Origin of the sequence: Companilactobacillus mindensis DSM 14500 (assembly GCF_001434275.1) — a bacterium.
GTDB lineage: Bacteria > Bacillota > Bacilli > Lactobacillales > Lactobacillaceae > Companilactobacillus > Companilactobacillus mindensis.
The window spans coordinates 47,198-63,138 of record NZ_AZEZ01000103.1; the positions used below are offsets into that span (position 1 = coordinate 47,198).

Genomic DNA, 15,941 nt, shown 5'->3' on the forward strand with positions numbered 1-15,941 from the left:
TCTACCTCCCAGCTTTTAATTAGACTTCATTAAAAGTTACTTTAAATATACTACCTTGAGGTTGATGATCAGAAACTTCTATCTGACCATTGTTCAATTTTACAAGCTGCGAAACGATCGATAGACCTAAGCCGCTACCTTTGATCTCGGTTGAATGGGACTCGTCAACTCGATAAAAGCGTTGGAAAATTAAATCTTTTTGTTGGTCAGGAATTCCCATGCCGTTGTCGATCACAGCAAGTTGAACGGTTGAAGCAACTTTTTTCACACTCAAAGTGAAAGGAGCGTCGGTAGGAGAATACTTGTGAGCATTGTCCAAAAGGGCTACGATAATTTGTTTCAAAGTATCAGTGTTTCCTTTGATATGTAAATCTGGTTGAATATCCAGTTTCAATTCGTGAGCAATCGTCTTTTGATATTGCTGACCAATTTGTTCGGCAATTTCGGAAAGGTTCTTATTTTCCAAAATCAATTCGGCTCGGTCAGCTCGAGATAGATTGAGTAGATTGGTAATTAAATTTTGCATCCGCAGTGATTCTTCGTCAATAAAACCTAAGGATTCGGGAATGACGTCGGGATGTTTGTCACCATGGCGTTTGATCAAATTGATGTTGCCGCGAATGGCAGCGATAGGTGTCTTCAATTCGTGGGAAGCATTGGAAACAAAGTCGCGTTCACGTTGCAGGCGTTGGTTCTGGGCTTTTAGTAATTCGTTAAAAGCATTACCCAATTCTTTGATTTCTTGGGGACTATCCGGTACTTGTAAAGTTGGTTGGTCGGTGTCGGGGTCTTTGATCGTATTGCGAGTTTCATGGACTAACTCGATAGTTGGAGCACTGAGCTTGGCCGCTAATTGATGAGCCCACCACGTTCCAAAACCTAAAGTAATGAAGGTAATGATACTGATAATGATCAACAAGAGAATCATGCTACTGATCAGACGGTTGAGACTAGCCCACAGTTGGTAAGTGGTGTCGTCGTCTTTTTCCGAATAGAAAAGAAACAAGCCATAGCCTTGAACATAAACGATGTGTTGTCCGGGAAGAATTTTGAATTTACGATTGTTGATAAATTTTTTGGAAGCCGAAGTTGCCATGATCTGTTGACCAGTACGACTTGAAGTAGCAGTGATCGAAGTTTTTTTAGTTTTTACACGGATGACGGTATTTTGTTTAGTGTGGCGATTATTTTGGTTGTTCCAGTGGATGAAACTAGGGATATCGTCAATGTTGGCCCACGATAAACTCATCATTTGGCCACGAGCTTCGTGAACGGTTTGAACGTATTGTTGAACACCGACGACGATTAGTATCAGAGCGCTGATCGACAAGGTGATAATAATGACTAATTTGCGAATCGCGTTGTTGATCAGTTCTTGGTAAGTCAGGGATTTTTTTCTCATTCGGAAACATCCTCAAGTGAGTAACCGACACCTCTGATAGTTTGGATCAGAGGTTTATTTTTTTTGCCATCCACTTTATTGCGCAAATAACCGACATAGACGTCGACGACATTTTGTTGACCGAGGAAATCTTCGCCCCAAACGTTGTCGAGTAATTCATCACGTGTGAAAACTTTGCCGATATGTTGTAGGAAGAAAAGCAACAAGTCGTATTCTCGTCTAGTTAATTGGACGATTTCTTCATTGCGAGTTACTTGGTGAGACTTGGTGTTCAAAACTAAATCGGCCACTTGATAAGTTTGTTCGGGTTCAGTCATGTGTTCGGTACGACGTTTTATAACTCTGACTCGGGCTAGTAGTTCTTCAATCTCAAATGGTTTAGTAATGTAGTCGTCAGCACCATTGTCGAGTCCGGCAACTTTGTCACCGATGTAATCTCTAGCCGTCATGACGATCACCGGTACTTGGTCGTGTTTTCTGATACGGCGCAAGACTTCCATACCGTCGAGTTTAGGTAGCATCCAGTCTAAGAGAATCAATAATAATTCATTTTGATGTTTTTCGTATAGCTCCAAGGCTTCAGCACCGTCGTTAGCAATGATAGTATCGAAATCTTCGAACTGTAATTCTTTACTGACATAACTGGAAAGGCTACGTTCATCTTCAATAATTAAAATTGTATTTTTCATTAACAAGTCTCCATAATGTATTTGATTCTTTAGAAGTAATCATATACTCAAAATATGAAATTTTTTTTATAATTCGTTATTTTGTTGATATTTTTTAGTGAAAAGTTGTCGAAATGCTTATAGGTCAGGTATATTAGTATTACTGAAACAAACTAATACGTAATAATTACTAATTAATGTTACACTACTGAATGATTAGATAGCAAAGGTGAGACATATGGAAAAAGCAATTGAAATTCTCAAAAAAAATAATTATAAAGTAACAAAACAACGAACTGATTTATTGGATTACCTTGGAAAATTTACGGTTCAATACGTTTCGATCAACCAAATCACTAACTATATGCACACCATTTATCCAGGCATGAGTAATAATACAATTTATCGGAACTTAAAAGAATTTGCCAATATCGGTTTAGTTGAATATCAGGAAAAAGATAAAACTTTGGTCAAATATCAATGCGATTTTAAAAACAAGCATCATCATCACTTTGTCTGTACGAATTGTGGCAAAGTTACCGAATTAAAGGCTTGTCCAATTGAATTTTTCACAGATCAATTACCAGGTTATACGGTGGAAGGGCATGCGATTGAAGTCTATGGTCTGTGTGCTGACTGCACAAAGAAATTAAAAACAGCTAAATCTTAATGAGTAATCATGATTCTACGGAATTGTGATTACTCATTTTTTCTATTTATAGGTAGAATTGCTTTTCTGAAATTTGAATTTTTTTATGGCTTTTTTCAGAAACAAAAGCTTGCAATATATCGATTCGATACATATACTTGATAAGCGCGAAAGATAGGTGATAAATATTTACGAATTATTTATTTTAGGACAGTTGATGGATCACCCCATGACTGGGTATGCCTTGCGTAAGGCTTTTACTAATATTGTGGGAGATGCGCAAGCCATTAGTTTTGGGACTTTATATCCCTTGTTGGACAAGCTAGAACAAGCCGGAGAATTAGTTTTGAGTTTTAAAGAAACCGAAAATAAGCGACCACAAAAACTAGCCACGATAACTGCCAAGGGACAAGACCGTTTTAAAGAACTAGCGGCAAAACCAGTAAGTATCAATAAGCAAACTAAGTTGACTTTTTTGATGAAAGTACATTTTCTACACTTATTTGACTATGATTTGCAAGTAAAAGTACTAGAAGATTTTCAAAAATTTTCAACGGATCAAGTTGCTAATCTAAAACGTTTGAAAGATGATTTGGATAATAATCCACACATGGTTCAAGCCGATATTAACGACGGTATGTTAGTCAAAGAATTTCAGATCTCACAGGCCCAAATGCAATTAGCTTGGGTCAACAAGCTTTTACAACAGAGAAAAGGGGAATAGCTATGGATAGCTTTGTTAAGGATCCAAAGATCCAAAAGCATCGTTGGTTGATTTTAGTAGCAGTTTGTATGTTTACATTCATGTCAACTTTGGATGGTAGTATCGTCAATATTGCCTTGCCAATTATGAGCAAGAGTTTGTCGATACCGATGAATCAAGCTGAATGGGTCGTTTCGATTTATTTGATTGTGATCTGTTCATTATTATTATTGTTTGGAAAACTAGGGGACGCTTATGGGAAAATTCGTATTTTCAAAATAGGTTCAGTTCTCTTTACGATTGGTTCACTGATGTGTGGATTCAATTCAGGTTTGGTATTTTTATTGATAGCCCGTGTTTTGCAAGCTGTTGGGGCTGCAATGACAATGAGTACTAATAACGGAATTATTACCGAAGTATTTCCTTTCAACGAACGTGGTAAAGCCTTAGGTACGATCGGTTCCTTCGTGGCCTTGGGTGCGATTGCTGGACCTGGTATCGGCGGATTGATCTTGGCCCACTTGAACTGGGGTTATATTTTTTGGATCAACGTACCGGTTGGTATTATTACAATTTTATTGGGTATGAAGATTTTGCCTAAAGATATTACGATCACTGCCCAAAAGATCGATGGATTGGGTGCCTTATTGTTCTCAATTGTAATGGTAACTTTCTTTGGCGGCATTTTTGTCGGCCAAGAGATCGGTTTTACTAAACCAATTATTTGGTTATTGTTTGCCATAGCAGTTGTTACTTTTATTTTCTTTATCCGAGTGGAATTGCACGTGGAGACACCGATTCTGAATTTACGTATCTTTAAAAATTTGAATTTTACGATCAGTTTATTCTGTGCCTTCCTAATTTTTGTGGCTAACTTCTTCTTTAATGTTATTTCACCGTTTTATTTGGAAAATGCCCGTGGTTTGGCGGCTAATTATGCCGGTTATGTCTTGATGGCTTTTCCAATCGTTCAAGTTATCGTAGCTCCGATTTCAGGGGCTATTTCGGATAAAATCGGACCAGAATTGTTGACCTTCATTGGTTTGATTTTGATCTCGATCAGTCAAGTTGGCTACTTAACAACAACACTTGCTACGCCATTGTGGCTCTTTGTCTTCTTCGTTGGTTTAGTAGGATTTGGAAATGGGATTTTCCAAGCTCCCAACAATACTATTGTTATGAATTCAGTCGATATTAAAGATTTGGGAATTGCTGGTGGAATCAATGCGTTGGCTAGAAACTTCGGAATGATCATTGGAATTTCTTTTGCCACGACCGTTTTGTTCTCGTCAATGAGTCACACGGCTGGACGAACAGTGACATCGTATGAACCGGCTCATCCGGAATTATTTATTTCTGGGATGCACGTAGCCTTTACAGTTTCATTAGTTATTTGTTTAGTGGCAACTGTTATCACCGGAATCAGATTGTTGAATAAAAATAAATAGAACATGAAAAAGTCGACGTAAGTCGGCTTTTTGGTTCTTTTTTAAAGTTGGTTACGTACAATTATTTAGATATACTAATAGGCCATCCAAAAAATCAATTGGATGGCCTTTTTAGTATTGTTTTAAATAAAATATCGAATCATTAGAATCTATAATATTAATTTTACTAATGTAAAACAAATAGAAAACCGTTTAGTCTGGGATTTCATGGAAGGCGGCAGTGAACAATCAGAAAAAGAACCGCTTTTCTTATGTTCTATTTATTTTTGTAAAGAGCTTCGCTTAGGACTGGTCCAAGTTCCGGAACCAAAGCCAAGGATGGTTTTTAAAGCTGGAATGAAAGTCATAACTACGGTAATAGGATTGATCATCCAGTAAAAGAGCATGTAAAGTGGCGCAAAGAGTAAATATTTTAATTTGGCACCCCGATGATCTAACAATAAGGCCGCAATCAATTGCAGACAGCCAGCGATGATTTCAAAAGTTACGAAGATAAATGACATCGTAAAACCGTGGAAAACTCGTTCGTAGTCACCGTGTAGAGCTAGCCAGATCATTGTGATGATGAAAATGACCGAAGTAATTATAAAGAAGAATGACCAGATAATAGAGAGCGTTGAATCGATGAACATCGACATTTGGTAACGTCGTTTGATGGGATGAAAAAGAAATTTTTTCAAGTTAGTTAGCCAAACTTCGGTCCCACCTTGAGCCCAACGTTTCCGTTGTTTGTACAGTTGAGGAATCGATTCAGGGACATTCATGTGAAAGACGATGTTGGGATCGAAACGAGGAATGGCACCGATAGTTTGGTGATCCCAAGCAATACTGATATCTTCAGTCGCCCGGTCTTGTCTGAAACCACCGACATCGATCAGAAAATCTTTTTTGTACAAAGTATTGGCACCACTGTAAGCGTACATTGAATCGTTGATAGAAGTTTGGCTTCGTTTGATAACACCGACGATACTGGAAAATTCGACGGTCTGAGATTTTCCCAGAAGAGTACTGCGATTTTGAACGTCCATATTGGCGGTGACGGCGGAAGTATTCATATCACGGTCGTGAATGAAGAAATTCATGTATTTCATCAAGGCATCGGGTTCGGGAATCGTGTCGGCATCGTTGCTGAGAATATATTCACCTTTAGCAAAGTGCAAACCGATATTGAAAGCATGGGCCTTACCTTTATTTTTGATGATATTGATCGTACGCAGTTTAGGGTATTTAGTCTGCAACTCTTGAATTATCTCTTGCGTATGGTCGGTTGAACCATCGTTCATTACCAAAATTTCATAATTGTCATAATTCAAGTTATCAAATAGGTAGGTAATCGTTTCTTCGATGACAACTTCCTCATTGTGGGCAGGAATCATGATGGTGATCATTGGTTGACGATTTTTGGGTAAGTCTTCCCAGTCAGCGTCATTTTTGTTAGTTTTCAAAAAGCGGTAGCACAGTGAACCGGCAAACCAAAAAAAGGAACCAACGATTGGGTACAGACAGAGAATCAACAGACAAATATTGATGGCAGTAGCAAGTGGGGATGATTCAAAAATATGGTCGATAAAAATAGTTTTCATAGTAACTTGCTCCTTTAGCCAATATCGTCCAAGTCGTGTTGGGCGTATAAGTCTTGAATTTGATGGGTATCTAAATTTTGTTCCGGTTGAACGGTATAAGTTTTGACATTTTCACGAAATTCTTGGGAACCAAAACGATTGTCGATAAAGTTATCAATCGTGTCTTTGCGTTTTCTCTGATTGATTGGATTGAAAGTGGGCCATTGTTCAACTAAACGGTCGCGTTTACGATTTTGAATCAAGGTCATCGTGACTGAAAAAATTGAAGCCATGATAGCTGAAAAAATCAACAAGATACCGATGAATTTAATTTCTGCAATGCCTTCGCTGTACGACCAAATGTGGGGAATCTTAGGATTGAAACTGGCCCAAAAGGAAGTCACGGTGATGGTGATTGGCAAGATGACTGCTAACCAGCCGAGAATAGCGATGATAGTTTGCCAAATTTTTAAGAGCCAGTGACCTGATTCGAAGTATTTATCGGTATAAAGTTGTTGTCGATCATCAACATCTTTTTGACGGTCAGAAGGATTTTGTTTGGTTTGTTTTGCCATGATTATTTGTCGCTTTCTGGATTGATAGGGTGACCAAAGAGGTAGCCTTGACGCATTTTGATATTGAGTTGTTCAGCCAAAGCTTCATCAGCTTCGTTCTCAATTCCCATTAGAATTAGATTGATATTGTTTTCTTGTGAGATTTTATTCCAAGATTGCAGGTTGAGATCAAGCCAAATACTTGGGTCATCTTTGCGAAAAGCTCGCATGGAACATTTGATATTGTCGACAAATGGCAACATCCATTCGATATTTTTCAAACTCTGTAATTCGGAACTGACGTTGTCGATACTGAATTGCATACCATAATTTCTGGCTTCTCGAATACGTTTTTCAAAAAGATATCGATTCTTGAATTTAGTAGTATTGCTGGAAGTATATTCGATCGACAGTTGCATTGGTTCGATTTTTGAAATGGCCCAGCGGACAAAGTATTGAAAGTCAGAACTGATGATTTGATTGTATTCGAGATTGATCGATAGCATGATTGGTTCGGTCGGCAGCGACTTAAAAGTTTCTTCCAATAAGAAGACGACTCGCTGCAAGGGCAAAGAATCAAGTTGGGATGGCAACGACCAGGTCGCATCCGGATTCTGTTGACGCAAAAGACACTCATAGCCGATAGTTTTCCCAGAATAGTCCACTTGTTTTTGAATAAAATAACGTAATTTGAATTCTTTATTTTCTAAATAGTTGTTGTTGGTCTTGCGTGATTGCCAATAATAAACGGTTATCGTAATAATCGATGCTATTAAGGTGATGATGACGATCCAAATCAAGACCCACGTAAATTTACTAAGATTCATAGTAATCCCCCATGAAGATAAAACATAACTTTAATTATAACTTGTGTAGACATTTTTGGAATAATTAATTTGTTCTAGTGAGAAAAATTTTGAATTAAGGATAGATAAAATGTTTATTGTTTTTTCGTTAAAAAAAATCATCTCTGATTTCCATAGACGAAATCAAGGATGATTTTACATTAATACTCAAAAGTTAACCGGCTTGTTCCACTCTCTAATGATTTAACTTCCAATTCTTATAGGTCAAACCACAGAAATAAGCGATGACTTCAAAGGTAGAAATGAAAAAGGTCACGGGCCAATTAGTAATGAAGGCGAGATACAATCCCAACCAAACGCCGGCTAATGACAAACCGACTGATACCATGATCATTTTCGGAACAGTGTGGACGAGATATTTGGCAGTTGCCCCAGGTAAGGTCAACAGTACGAAAACCAACAAGGAACCAACGATTTGGGCACCGATACTGACGCTCAGAGCCAAGGTAACTAGAAAAGCAATCGATAGGAAACGAGTTTTAAGACCAGCCGCTTGAGCTCCAAGGTGATCGAAGGAATCAAATGACAGTGGTTTGTAAAAAATAATAAAAATGAAAATTACGAACAGAGCTAAAATCAACAATTGTTTAACTTCGTGACCGCTGATACCAACGATGCTTCCGAAGAGAATATTCGTAGCGTAACTACTTGATTCGGAAGATAGTGATAGGAAGAGTATTCCTAAACCGATAAATAAGGAAGAAATGGCACTGATCGAGGCCTCTCTTCTGGACGATTCCGAACTTAGACTACCGACAGCAATCGAACTGATCAATGTAAAGAGAATCATTCCGGCTAGCGGTGAAATACCAACGAGAATACCAAATGAGGCACCAGCAAAGCCAATTTCGGAGAGGGTGTGTGAAAGAAAGGACATATTTCTGGAAACAACGAAAACACCGACTAATCCCGCTGTAATAGCAATAAAAGTACTGGCAACAAAGGCCTGACGCATAAATTCATATCCAAACATAATTAACCACCCATCTCGAACATATCTTCAGAAACATCTTTGACTGGTACTTCGATCAAAGTTTTATCTTTGAAAAAGAGTGCCCGTTTGGTATATTTTTTAGTCAATTCGTAATCATGTGTAATGAAGATAACTGTTAACTTGTATTTTTGATTCAATTCTTGCACGAGGTCCATCAGCTGCATTTTCACTTCAACGTCAAGACTGGCAGTCGATTCATCGAGTATTAGAATTTTTGGATTATTCAATAAGGCTTGGGCTAAATAAGCCTTTTGTTTTTCACCACCGGAAGATAAGCCGAGTGGCCGGTCCTTTATTTTAGTCAAACCAGTTTTCTCAAGGATCTCTTTGATCAATTCATTGTCGTCTTGGCGTTTGGTTGGACTAAGAGTGAATTTCAAATTCAAACGGACAAATTCTTCGACACTTAATGGATAATCGAGGTCAATATTGCGAAATTGGGGGACGTAACCGATCGTTTGAGCTGGTTCGATGATCAATTCACCGTGGGATTTTTTTTCGAGTCCCATCATGATTTTGACAAGCGTCGTTTTCCCGGAACCGTTGGGACCAATCAAACTGAGAAACTCACCGGTTTGAATTTTGAAATTCAAGTTTTGAAAAACTACTTGTGAACCAAATTGTTTAGTTAGATTTTTTGCTTCAATCAAAATTATTTCTCACTTTGCAAAATTTTGTTTAGAGCCTGATATTGAGACAACATCCACTGTTGATAATTTTTACCTTTGGGTAAAGTTTCCGTTACTTTGAGGACAGGGATGTTATTTTTTTTAGCCATGGAAACTAAATTGTTGATCAGTTTACTGTCAGTTTGACTATTGAGTACGAAAAAAGCAATCTGATGATTTTTGATTCCGCGATGCATTTCTTTAATAGTAGAAGGAGTTGGGTCAGTACCATTTTCGACCGCCTCTTCGAACTGTTTGTTTTTAACTTTGAAACCTAAAGCCTGAACTGAATAGTCGAAAACAGGTTCACTGACATAAACATTTTTGTTAGTAAGTCTAGAAGAAGTGTTTTGCAATTTAGTTATTTCTTTTTGAACCGGTTTTAAAGTGGCAATGTAATCTTTAGCATTTTTTTCAAAATAAGCTTTGTTCTTAGGCTGTTTCTTAGCTAGTTGAGCAGCCAAGTACTTAGCATAACGGGGCATAGTCTCTGGTTGGTACCAAATGTGGGGATTGTCGCCAGTCTTTTTAGACATGATGTCTTCACCGATTTTGATGAAAGAATCACTGTCTTTTTTGTTGAGCTTATTCATCCAAGAATCGTAACCCAATCCATTAGCAACAGTTATATCAGCTTGACTGACCTTTTTGGCTGTGTTGGTCGTTGGTTCGTAGTCGTGCGGATCGATGGCGGGATTGTCAATGAGTGAGGTGACTGTTCCCTTATTACCAACGACCTTTTTGGCAACTTCACCGTAAAAATCAGTTGTAGTAACGATATTTAGTTTTTGTGTGGAAGGGCTAACTTTTTTGTTAGAGCATCCAGCTAAAATGGCAAAAGATAGAGTGAAGATAAGAATGAATCCTAAATACTTTTTGTTCTTGAAAATCATTTTAAAACTCCTTAAATAATAATTATTACTGTTTAAGTGTAGATTAGTTACTTTTAAATGTAAATGATAAATTTTACTATTTGAAAATAAATAAAAAAGAATTTGGGACACGACTATATTTCGGTTCTTTTTCAATTTTGGTTACATACAATTATTTGGATACTAAAGTGGGTCATCCAAAATCAACTGGATGGCCTTTTTAGTATTGCTTTAAATAAAATATCAAATCATTAGAATCTATAATATTAACGCTACTAATGTAAAACAAATAAAAAAATCGTTTAGTCTGGAATGAAACCACGGCTGAGCATCCACCGGGGTTTCATGGAAGACGGCAGTGAACAGCCAAACTTGAAAAAGAACCATATTTCCCATCAAACATGCAGCATAAACGCAGAAAAAACTGACCAAAAAAATAAGGATCAACAATGATTGTTGTCCTTATAGTTAAAAGTATTATTTTTGCGTTGCAAATTTTTGAATGTTTTGTTTGATACTGTCTCTAACTTCGCGATAAGTTGCAAGTTTCTCTTCTTTGCTGCCAGCCACTAGATCAGGGTCGATAAAGGGCCAATGCAACCAACGAATGTCTTGAGGAATTGCCAATTTGTCACGAGCTTCACCACAGAGGGTGATGACAATATCAGATCCTTGAAGAGAATCATTAGTGAATTTAGTTGATTTCTGCTGTGAAATATCAATGCCATCTTCGGCCATAACTTCAATTGCCAAAGGTTCGACTGCATCTGAACGGACGCCACCACTTTTGATATCCCAATCTTTAAGATACTTTTTGGCATATCCAACGGCTATTTGACTACGTAAGGAGTCGTTGCTGCTTAGAAAATATATACTAGGCTTCATTGTTTTTAATACCAAGCTTGATTTGGCATTGTGGGCACAAACCATAAACTTCCATGTGGTTTCCGGAAATTAAATAACCAGATATGTCAGCTGTTTTCTTTTCTAAGCTTTTTTCGGTCTGATCAAAACCAGGGTACGTAACGTCTACAATGCGTCCACAGTTCGTACAAATAGCGTGGTAGTGGGGCGAACCGAAGTAATCGTAGTGAGTACTTCCGTCGCCGTTTTGAAGTTCCACGACTAAATGATGGTCAACAAAAGTGTTCAGAGTATTATAAATCGTAGATGAACCGATATTAGGCAATTCTTTACCCAGTCCATCGCGAATCGTTTCCACAGTAGGATGATTATGATGGCTAACTAAATAGGCCAGAATGATATGTCTTTGCGGCGTAACTCTTAGCTTGTGATCCTTTAGAACTTGGAGCGTTTCTTCCATTACAGCATTACTAGCCATGAGCAATCTTCCTTTCTACCTTAGAATCATTACACATTAATTATATTACTTAATATGTGACAATTCCAAATAAACTGTCTTTTTGTTTGAAAATGACTAATTATTTACTTTTCATAAAACATGCGTTATTATGAATTCGTTAGCAGATAAGAATCATTCCGATTTGATAATCAATTAAGGAGTTGAGCACCATGCCTAAGGAAAAGAAAAATCAAAGTTTAGCTGAGAAAATCAATGTTATGCGTGCCAGTGTTATGGGAGCAAACGATGGTATCGTTTCTGTAGCTGGTATCGTTATTGGTGTTGCCAGTGCCCAAAGCAATAATCACGCTATCTTTCTATCAGGTATCGCGGGAATGTTAGCCGGAACTATTTCAATGGCAATGGGTGAGTGGGTTTCAGTAAGTACCCAAAGAGATACTGAAAAAAGAGCCCTCGAAAAGGAATCCGCTGCTCTAGATGGTAATTACGACGGTGAGTTTGGCTTTATTCGTGATAAATATCAATCAACTGGTATTTCGAATGAATTAGCTACGCAAGCTACACATGAGATGTTGAGTAAGGATCCTTTGAATGTGGCAGTTCGTGAAAGATACGGCTTTAATCCCAAAGAAAAGACCAGTGCAATCGCTGCAGCTATGGCTTCGATGATTTCTTTCCCAACTGGTTCGATCTTGCCTTTGGTTTCAATCACGATGTTCCCTCAAGATATTAAAATGATTGCGACTGTGATTGCCGTTATTATTGCTTTAGCAATTACTGGTTATACAGCAGCAGCATTGGGCGGTGCTAAACGTGGCAAAGCGATGATCAGAAATATTGTTTCTGGATTATTGACGATGTTCGTTACTTACGCAATCGGATCGTTATTTGCTCACTAGAGTAAGGAGGAAGAGTTATGAAAACTATGACAGTTTCTAAACCAAAGAAACAAAAGAAAACAATGGCTGAACGTTCCAATACCTTACGTGCTGGTGTGCTTGGTTCAAATGATGGTATTTTGACAGTTGTCGGAGTACTTTTCTCAGTTGCTGTTGCAACAACTAATACTTTCGTTATTTTTATTGCCGGTTTGTCAGATTTGTTGGCATGTGCCTTTTCAATGGCTTCAGGTGAATACGCTTCAGTCAGTTCACAGAAGGATACAGAGCGTGCTGCTATTGAAAAAGAACGTGAAATGATCAAGACGAATTATCAAGATGAATTAGATGTCGTTGCCAAATACTATGTTGACCGTGGTGTTACACAAGAGACATCAGACAAAATTGCTAAGGAATTGATGAACCAAGATGCCCTAGGGACGGTTGTTCGGGTAAAATATGATCTACAACTTGGTCACTACATGAGCCCTTGGGACGCAGCTTTTTCATCACTTGTCTCCGCATCTGCCGGTGGGATTTTCCCTCTAGCAGCAATGACTTTATTACCAGCCTCAATTCAATGGCCAGGAACAGTTTTGGCAGTCACGTTATCAGTTGCTTTGACTGGTTTCTTGAGTGCTAAATTAGGTGATGGCTTGGTTAAGACCGCTATGATCAGAAATATTATCGTTGGTTTGATCACCATGGCAATTCACTATTCCGTTGGTTTAATGCTTTAGTATAGAGAGTGGAGCAGGCCCGCATAGATTTTGAGCAATTGCCTAGTCTTGAAAATTGCCTGGCCGTTTTTAGCAGGTGATTTTCAAGACGTAGCAATGCACAAGAATCTGGCTTGTGTAGCTCGTTTTGAATAGAGAGTGGAGCAGGCCCGCATAGATTCCTGTGTAACTCATTATAAAAATAAAAAATAATCACTGATTATTTTTTTGCGCAAACGTCATGACAATTTTTTATTCACTAATTAACTAAGTTGTGCTAAATTGTTTAATGTAAGCGATTACAATAATCTCTTGGGGGAGAGACTGTGTATGAAATTTAACAAAAGAATCGTAGTTTCAGCTTTAGTTAGTTCATCGGCGCTCTTTATGTTGGCAGTTTTTGGAGTTAAACCAGTTCAAGCAGATTCGCAAACATCATCACCAATAATGGCAAATTTGGCGACAGTCGATAAGGCCAAAATTAATCTATATGATCGAAATGGCAATAAGCTAGATCGAGATGTTAAAGCCGGTACAAATTTGGTGGCACATGATGAAATGACCAAAGCAGATGAAACCTATTATCACGTCGGCCCTGGTAGTTGGATCAAGGGTTGTGACGTTTATCAATACAATAATGAAACCCATTACGTCAGTACTTACACTAAGACCGTTGGCAAGGATCTCAGTTCTGGTCAAAAGAAAGTTGCAGTTAAAGGAGATTGGTACAGTGATCAGACTGCAAAGATTAAAGGCACAAAGTATTATCGCATCGCGACTGATCAGTGGGTCAAAGCCAAAGATGCCGTACTTTACCGACCAGAATTTAATATTGTGACGATGGCTAAAGGTACCTTGATCTATGACGAAGAAGGGACGGTCGTTAGAACTGCAACTAAGGATGAACAGTTGCAATCAGACCGTATTTCAGAGATCAATGGGATTAGAATGTACCGCATTGCTACAAATGAATGGATTATTATTTAAAATATAAGATAGATCAAAAAAACTCATCAATTGGAACAAGTCCAAGTTGGTGAGCTTTTTATGTAGAATATTATTTAGTTTTTAACATCAGATCAAGTGATTTTTGTAGCTCTTCCAATTGTTGAGCATCTTTACAATCAGTATTTTGTCGAATGTTTTGAGCAATGACTAATTTCATCGCTTTGTCGACACTAGATTTGACAGCAGACAGCTGCATTAAAATATCATCACACGGTTTTTCTTCATCCATCATACGTAAGACGGCTTCGAGCTGACCACGCGAACGTTTCAAACGACTAGTGATTTTTTTGCGAGCTGCGATGGTTTCTTCGGGTGTTTGAGACATTATTAACCTCCCAAATTGGTTTATTGTTTCAATTATACCCATGCGGGTACCGGGTAGCAAATAATTGCTTTATTTTTATTCAAAATCCCTTTAAAACAAAATAGTTGCTAAAAATTACCCTAGGGGGTATATTGTTTTACATAGTAATGAGAAGGAGAATTGAATGATGGCTAATATTACAGAATTATCAGATAAGACATTCAATGATGAAACAAGCAAGGGCTTAGTGATCACAGATTTTAACGCAGATTGGTGTCCTCCATGTAAAATGATGACCCCAATTTTGGAGAAATTATCTTCTAATGAAGAACTAGGCGATAAAATCAAATTCACTTCAATGAACGTTGATCACAATCCAGATACTCCTAACAACTTTGGTATCCAAGGTATTCCAACATTCATCATTAAAAAAGACGGTAACGTTGTTGGAAGAATGGTTGGTTATCAACCAGAAGCTAAATTCCGTATGGAATTAGAAAAATACATGTAAGATAATGCCAAACGTCAACTTTTAAAAATAATGGTCGATACTTTCGAGTATCGGCTTTTTTTGTCCAAAAAAGGTGGTATATTCGTATGGAACAAGTGGATTCTAATCTATTTAAAAGAGGGATGATTGCAATGGCAAGTTTACCCAGAACGCTTAAATATATTAGTTGGTTCGAGGGTGAAATAATCACAATTGATTTTGGCCGGTCAGTTGATTTTGATCCGAAAGCATATCCAAAACTAGCTAAAATTGGTCGTTGGATAGCATCAGACGATTCGTCTAAATATTATTTGGCCTACAAGATTGGTGGAGAATTTCCTGACAAGATTATCAACAAAGTCTTGGGAGATTTGAACCTTAATGGCTACGAACTGATTCACAGTGCTGCATCTTATGCCTAACTAAGGATGTGAGGTGGTTGAAATATGCTGCCTTTCAATTAAAAACTGGGTAGTTGAAAGATGCCGCCTTCCGATCAAAAGCTGATTGGGCTGGAACGTAGTGAGCACGACTTGGAGCCAATTTAAAAATTGTCTTCAAGCTCGGCAGTAATCTAAGCCAGCACAGTACGCTGACTAAGATTAAACCACTACTGAGCCCATCAGCTTTTGCTCTCCAGGCTAGGGTTTTCGTTGTTTAGTTGGTATATATAATATTTGAGTAAAGTTATTAGTTTTTTAAATAGTTTTACATATAAGAAGACCGTAATTCCTAAGTTAATTAAGAATTACGGTCTGTTTTTATACAATTTAAAGTTTTACTGAAATATTCAATAAAACTGCCGATATTAATATCTCAAGACTCCAAAATC

General features: G+C 37.8%; 19 protein-coding genes. 8 read left to right on the forward strand and 11 right to left on the reverse strand.

The features are described 5' to 3' along the window. Positions 1–19: 19 nt before the first annotated feature. Positions 20–1,402 carry a sensor histidine kinase gene (locus tag FD29_RS10880; RefSeq protein WP_057888937.1) on the reverse strand — a complete coding sequence of 461 codons (1,383 nt, stop codon included), beginning with the start codon at positions 1,400–1,402 and terminating at the stop codon, positions 20–22. Beyond that, the gene (locus FD29_RS10885) at positions 1,399–2,091 is read right to left on the reverse strand and encodes a response regulator transcription factor (protein ID WP_057888938.1); all 693 of its coding nucleotides are present in this window, start codon (positions 2,089–2,091) and stop codon (positions 1,399–1,401) included. Before FD29_RS10885 ends, FD29_RS10880 begins: the two co-directional genes overlap by 4 nt. Positions 2,092–2,308: 217 nt before the next feature. Here FD29_RS10885 and FD29_RS10890 point away from each other — a divergent pair, with 217 nt between their 5' ends. From FD29_RS10890 to FD29_RS10900, 3 genes are all read left to right on the forward strand, one after another. Beyond that, on the forward strand, positions 2,309–2,740 hold the full coding sequence (locus FD29_RS10890) for a Fur family transcriptional regulator (protein WP_057888939.1): 432 nt from the start codon (positions 2,309–2,311) through the stop codon (positions 2,738–2,740). Between the two features lie 157 nt (positions 2,741–2,897). After that, the gene (locus FD29_RS10895) at positions 2,898–3,443 is read left to right on the forward strand and encodes a PadR family transcriptional regulator (RefSeq protein ID WP_235804307.1); all 546 of its coding nucleotides are present in this window, start codon (positions 2,898–2,900) and stop codon (positions 3,441–3,443) included. 2 nt (positions 3,444–3,445) lie between these two features. Next, positions 3,446–4,870, forward strand: coding sequence for an MFS transporter (locus FD29_RS10900; protein ID WP_057888940.1), 1,425 nt, complete (start codon positions 3,446–3,448; stop codon positions 4,868–4,870). Positions 4,871–5,130: 260 nt separating this feature from the next. On the opposite strand, the gene FD29_RS10905 is transcribed toward FD29_RS10900, so the two are convergent. From FD29_RS10905 to FD29_RS10940, 8 genes are all read right to left on the reverse strand, one after another. Next, positions 5,131–6,453 carry a glycosyltransferase family 2 protein gene (locus FD29_RS10905; RefSeq protein WP_057888941.1) on the reverse strand — a complete coding sequence of 441 codons (1,323 nt, stop codon included), beginning with the start codon at positions 6,451–6,453 and terminating at the stop codon, positions 5,131–5,133. A gap of 14 nt (positions 6,454–6,467) precedes the next feature. Next, positions 6,468–7,007, reverse strand: a complete 540-nt coding sequence (locus tag FD29_RS10910; protein ID WP_057888942.1) for a hypothetical protein — start codon at positions 7,005–7,007, stop codon at positions 6,468–6,470. A 2-nt stretch (positions 7,008–7,009) separates the two neighbouring features. Then, entirely contained in the window at positions 7,010–7,813 is an 804-nt protein-coding gene (locus FD29_RS10915; protein WP_057888943.1) for an EAL domain-containing protein, read from the reverse strand. Between the two features lie 214 nt (positions 7,814–8,027). After that, positions 8,028–8,825 (reverse strand): metal ABC transporter permease, encoded by a 798-nt coding sequence (locus FD29_RS10920; RefSeq protein WP_057888944.1) that lies wholly within the window; start codon positions 8,823–8,825, stop codon positions 8,028–8,030. Positions 8,826–8,827: 2 nt separating this feature from the next. Next, the gene (locus tag FD29_RS10925; RefSeq protein WP_057888945.1) at positions 8,828–9,496 is read right to left on the reverse strand and encodes a metal ABC transporter ATP-binding protein; all 669 of its coding nucleotides are present in this window, start codon (positions 9,494–9,496) and stop codon (positions 8,828–8,830) included. Positions 9,497–9,498: 2 nt separating this feature from the next. Continuing rightward, positions 9,499–10,407: a metal ABC transporter solute-binding protein gene (locus FD29_RS10930; protein WP_057888946.1), complete on the reverse strand. Its 909-nt coding sequence runs from the start codon at positions 10,405–10,407 to the stop codon at positions 9,499–9,501. A 456-nt stretch (positions 10,408–10,863) separates the two neighbouring features. Then, positions 10,864–11,271: an arsenate reductase ArsC gene (locus FD29_RS10935; protein ID WP_057888947.1), complete on the reverse strand. Its 408-nt coding sequence runs from the start codon at positions 11,269–11,271 to the stop codon at positions 10,864–10,866. Beyond that, positions 11,261–11,728, reverse strand: coding sequence for a Fur family transcriptional regulator (locus tag FD29_RS10940; protein WP_057888948.1), 468 nt, complete (start codon positions 11,726–11,728; stop codon positions 11,261–11,263). The genes FD29_RS10935 and FD29_RS10940 overlap by 11 nt, the downstream gene beginning before the upstream one ends. Before the next feature lie 191 nt (positions 11,729–11,919). Here FD29_RS10940 and FD29_RS10945 point away from each other — a divergent pair, with 191 nt between their 5' ends. The 3 genes from FD29_RS10945 to FD29_RS10955 all read left to right on the forward strand — a co-directional run bounded on the left by FD29_RS10945 (position 11,920) and on the right by FD29_RS10955 (position 14,294). Next, the gene (locus FD29_RS10945) at positions 11,920–12,609 is read left to right on the forward strand and encodes a VIT1/CCC1 transporter family protein (RefSeq protein ID WP_057888949.1); all 690 of its coding nucleotides are present in this window, start codon (positions 11,920–11,922) and stop codon (positions 12,607–12,609) included. A 17-nt stretch (positions 12,610–12,626) separates the two neighbouring features. Continuing rightward, positions 12,627–13,328, forward strand: a complete 702-nt coding sequence (locus FD29_RS10950; protein WP_057888950.1) for a VIT1/CCC1 transporter family protein — start codon at positions 12,627–12,629, stop codon at positions 13,326–13,328. A gap of 309 nt (positions 13,329–13,637) precedes the next feature. Continuing rightward, on the forward strand, positions 13,638–14,294 hold the full coding sequence (locus FD29_RS10955; RefSeq protein WP_057888951.1) for an SLAP domain-containing protein: 657 nt from the start codon (positions 13,638–13,640) through the stop codon (positions 14,292–14,294). A gap of 70 nt (positions 14,295–14,364) precedes the next feature. On the opposite strand, the gene FD29_RS10960 is transcribed toward FD29_RS10955, so the two are convergent. Beyond that, a complete protein-coding gene (locus FD29_RS10960; protein ID WP_057888952.1) occupies positions 14,365–14,640 on the reverse strand; it encodes a metal-sensing transcriptional repressor in 276 nt (91 codons plus the stop codon). Between the two features lie 163 nt (positions 14,641–14,803). On the opposite strand from FD29_RS10960, the gene FD29_RS10965 reads away from it, so the two are divergent. Together FD29_RS10965 and FD29_RS10970 are read left to right on the forward strand one after the other, a co-directional pair. After that, positions 14,804–15,130, forward strand: coding sequence for a thioredoxin family protein (locus tag FD29_RS10965; protein ID WP_057888953.1), 327 nt, complete (start codon positions 14,804–14,806; stop codon positions 15,128–15,130). Positions 15,131–15,216: 86 nt separating this feature from the next. Beyond that, a complete protein-coding gene (locus tag FD29_RS10970; RefSeq protein WP_057888954.1) occupies positions 15,217–15,531 on the forward strand; it encodes a hypothetical protein in 315 nt (104 codons plus the stop codon). Positions 15,532–15,941 lie beyond the last annotated feature (410 nt).

What these genes read in the sequence shown, in the direction of transcription:
- FD29_RS10945 (WP_057888949.1), top strand. Translation starts at nt 11,920, where the DNA reads ATGCCTAAGGAAAAGAAAAATCAAAGTTTAGCTGAGAAAATCAATGTT.
- FD29_RS10955 (WP_057888951.1), top strand. Translation starts at nt 13,638, where the DNA reads ATGAAATTTAACAAAAGAATCGTAGTTTCAGCTTTAGTTAGTTCATCG.
- FD29_RS10885 (WP_057888938.1), bottom strand. Translation starts at nt 2,091, where the DNA reads ATGAAAAATACAATTTTAATTATTGAAGATGAACGTAGCCTTTCCAGT.
- FD29_RS10935 (WP_057888947.1), bottom strand. Translation starts at nt 11,271, where the DNA reads ATGAAGCCTAGTATATATTTTCTAAGCAGCAACGACTCCTTACGTAGT.
- FD29_RS10960 (WP_057888952.1), bottom strand. Translation starts at nt 14,640, where the DNA reads ATGTCTCAAACACCCGAAGAAACCATCGCAGCTCGCAAAAAAATCACT.
- FD29_RS10965 (WP_057888953.1), top strand. Translation starts at nt 14,804, where the DNA reads ATGATGGCTAATATTACAGAATTATCAGATAAGACATTCAATGATGAA.
- FD29_RS10915 (WP_057888943.1), bottom strand. Translation starts at nt 7,813, where the DNA reads ATGAATCTTAGTAAATTTACGTGGGTCTTGATTTGGATCGTCATCATC.
- FD29_RS10905 (WP_057888941.1), bottom strand. Translation starts at nt 6,453, where the DNA reads ATGAAAACTATTTTTATCGACCATATTTTTGAATCATCCCCACTTGCT.
- FD29_RS10880 (WP_057888937.1), bottom strand. Translation starts at nt 1,402, where the DNA reads ATGAGAAAAAAATCCCTGACTTACCAAGAACTGATCAACAACGCGATT.
- FD29_RS10890 (WP_057888939.1), top strand. Translation starts at nt 2,309, where the DNA reads ATGGAAAAAGCAATTGAAATTCTCAAAAAAAATAATTATAAAGTAACA.
- FD29_RS10970 (WP_057888954.1), top strand. Translation starts at nt 15,217, where the DNA reads ATGGAACAAGTGGATTCTAATCTATTTAAAAGAGGGATGATTGCAATG.
- FD29_RS10930 (WP_057888946.1), bottom strand. Translation starts at nt 10,407, where the DNA reads ATGATTTTCAAGAACAAAAAGTATTTAGGATTCATTCTTATCTTCACT.
- FD29_RS10950 (WP_057888950.1), top strand. Translation starts at nt 12,627, where the DNA reads ATGAAAACTATGACAGTTTCTAAACCAAAGAAACAAAAGAAAACAATG.
- FD29_RS10940 (WP_057888948.1), bottom strand. Translation starts at nt 11,728, where the DNA reads ATGGCTAGTAATGCTGTAATGGAAGAAACGCTCCAAGTTCTAAAGGAT.
- FD29_RS10910 (WP_057888942.1), bottom strand. Translation starts at nt 7,007, where the DNA reads ATGGCAAAACAAACCAAACAAAATCCTTCTGACCGTCAAAAAGATGTT.
- FD29_RS10900 (WP_057888940.1), top strand. Translation starts at nt 3,446, where the DNA reads ATGGATAGCTTTGTTAAGGATCCAAAGATCCAAAAGCATCGTTGGTTG.
- FD29_RS10920 (WP_057888944.1), bottom strand. Translation starts at nt 8,825, where the DNA reads ATGTTTGGATATGAATTTATGCGTCAGGCCTTTGTTGCCAGTACTTTT.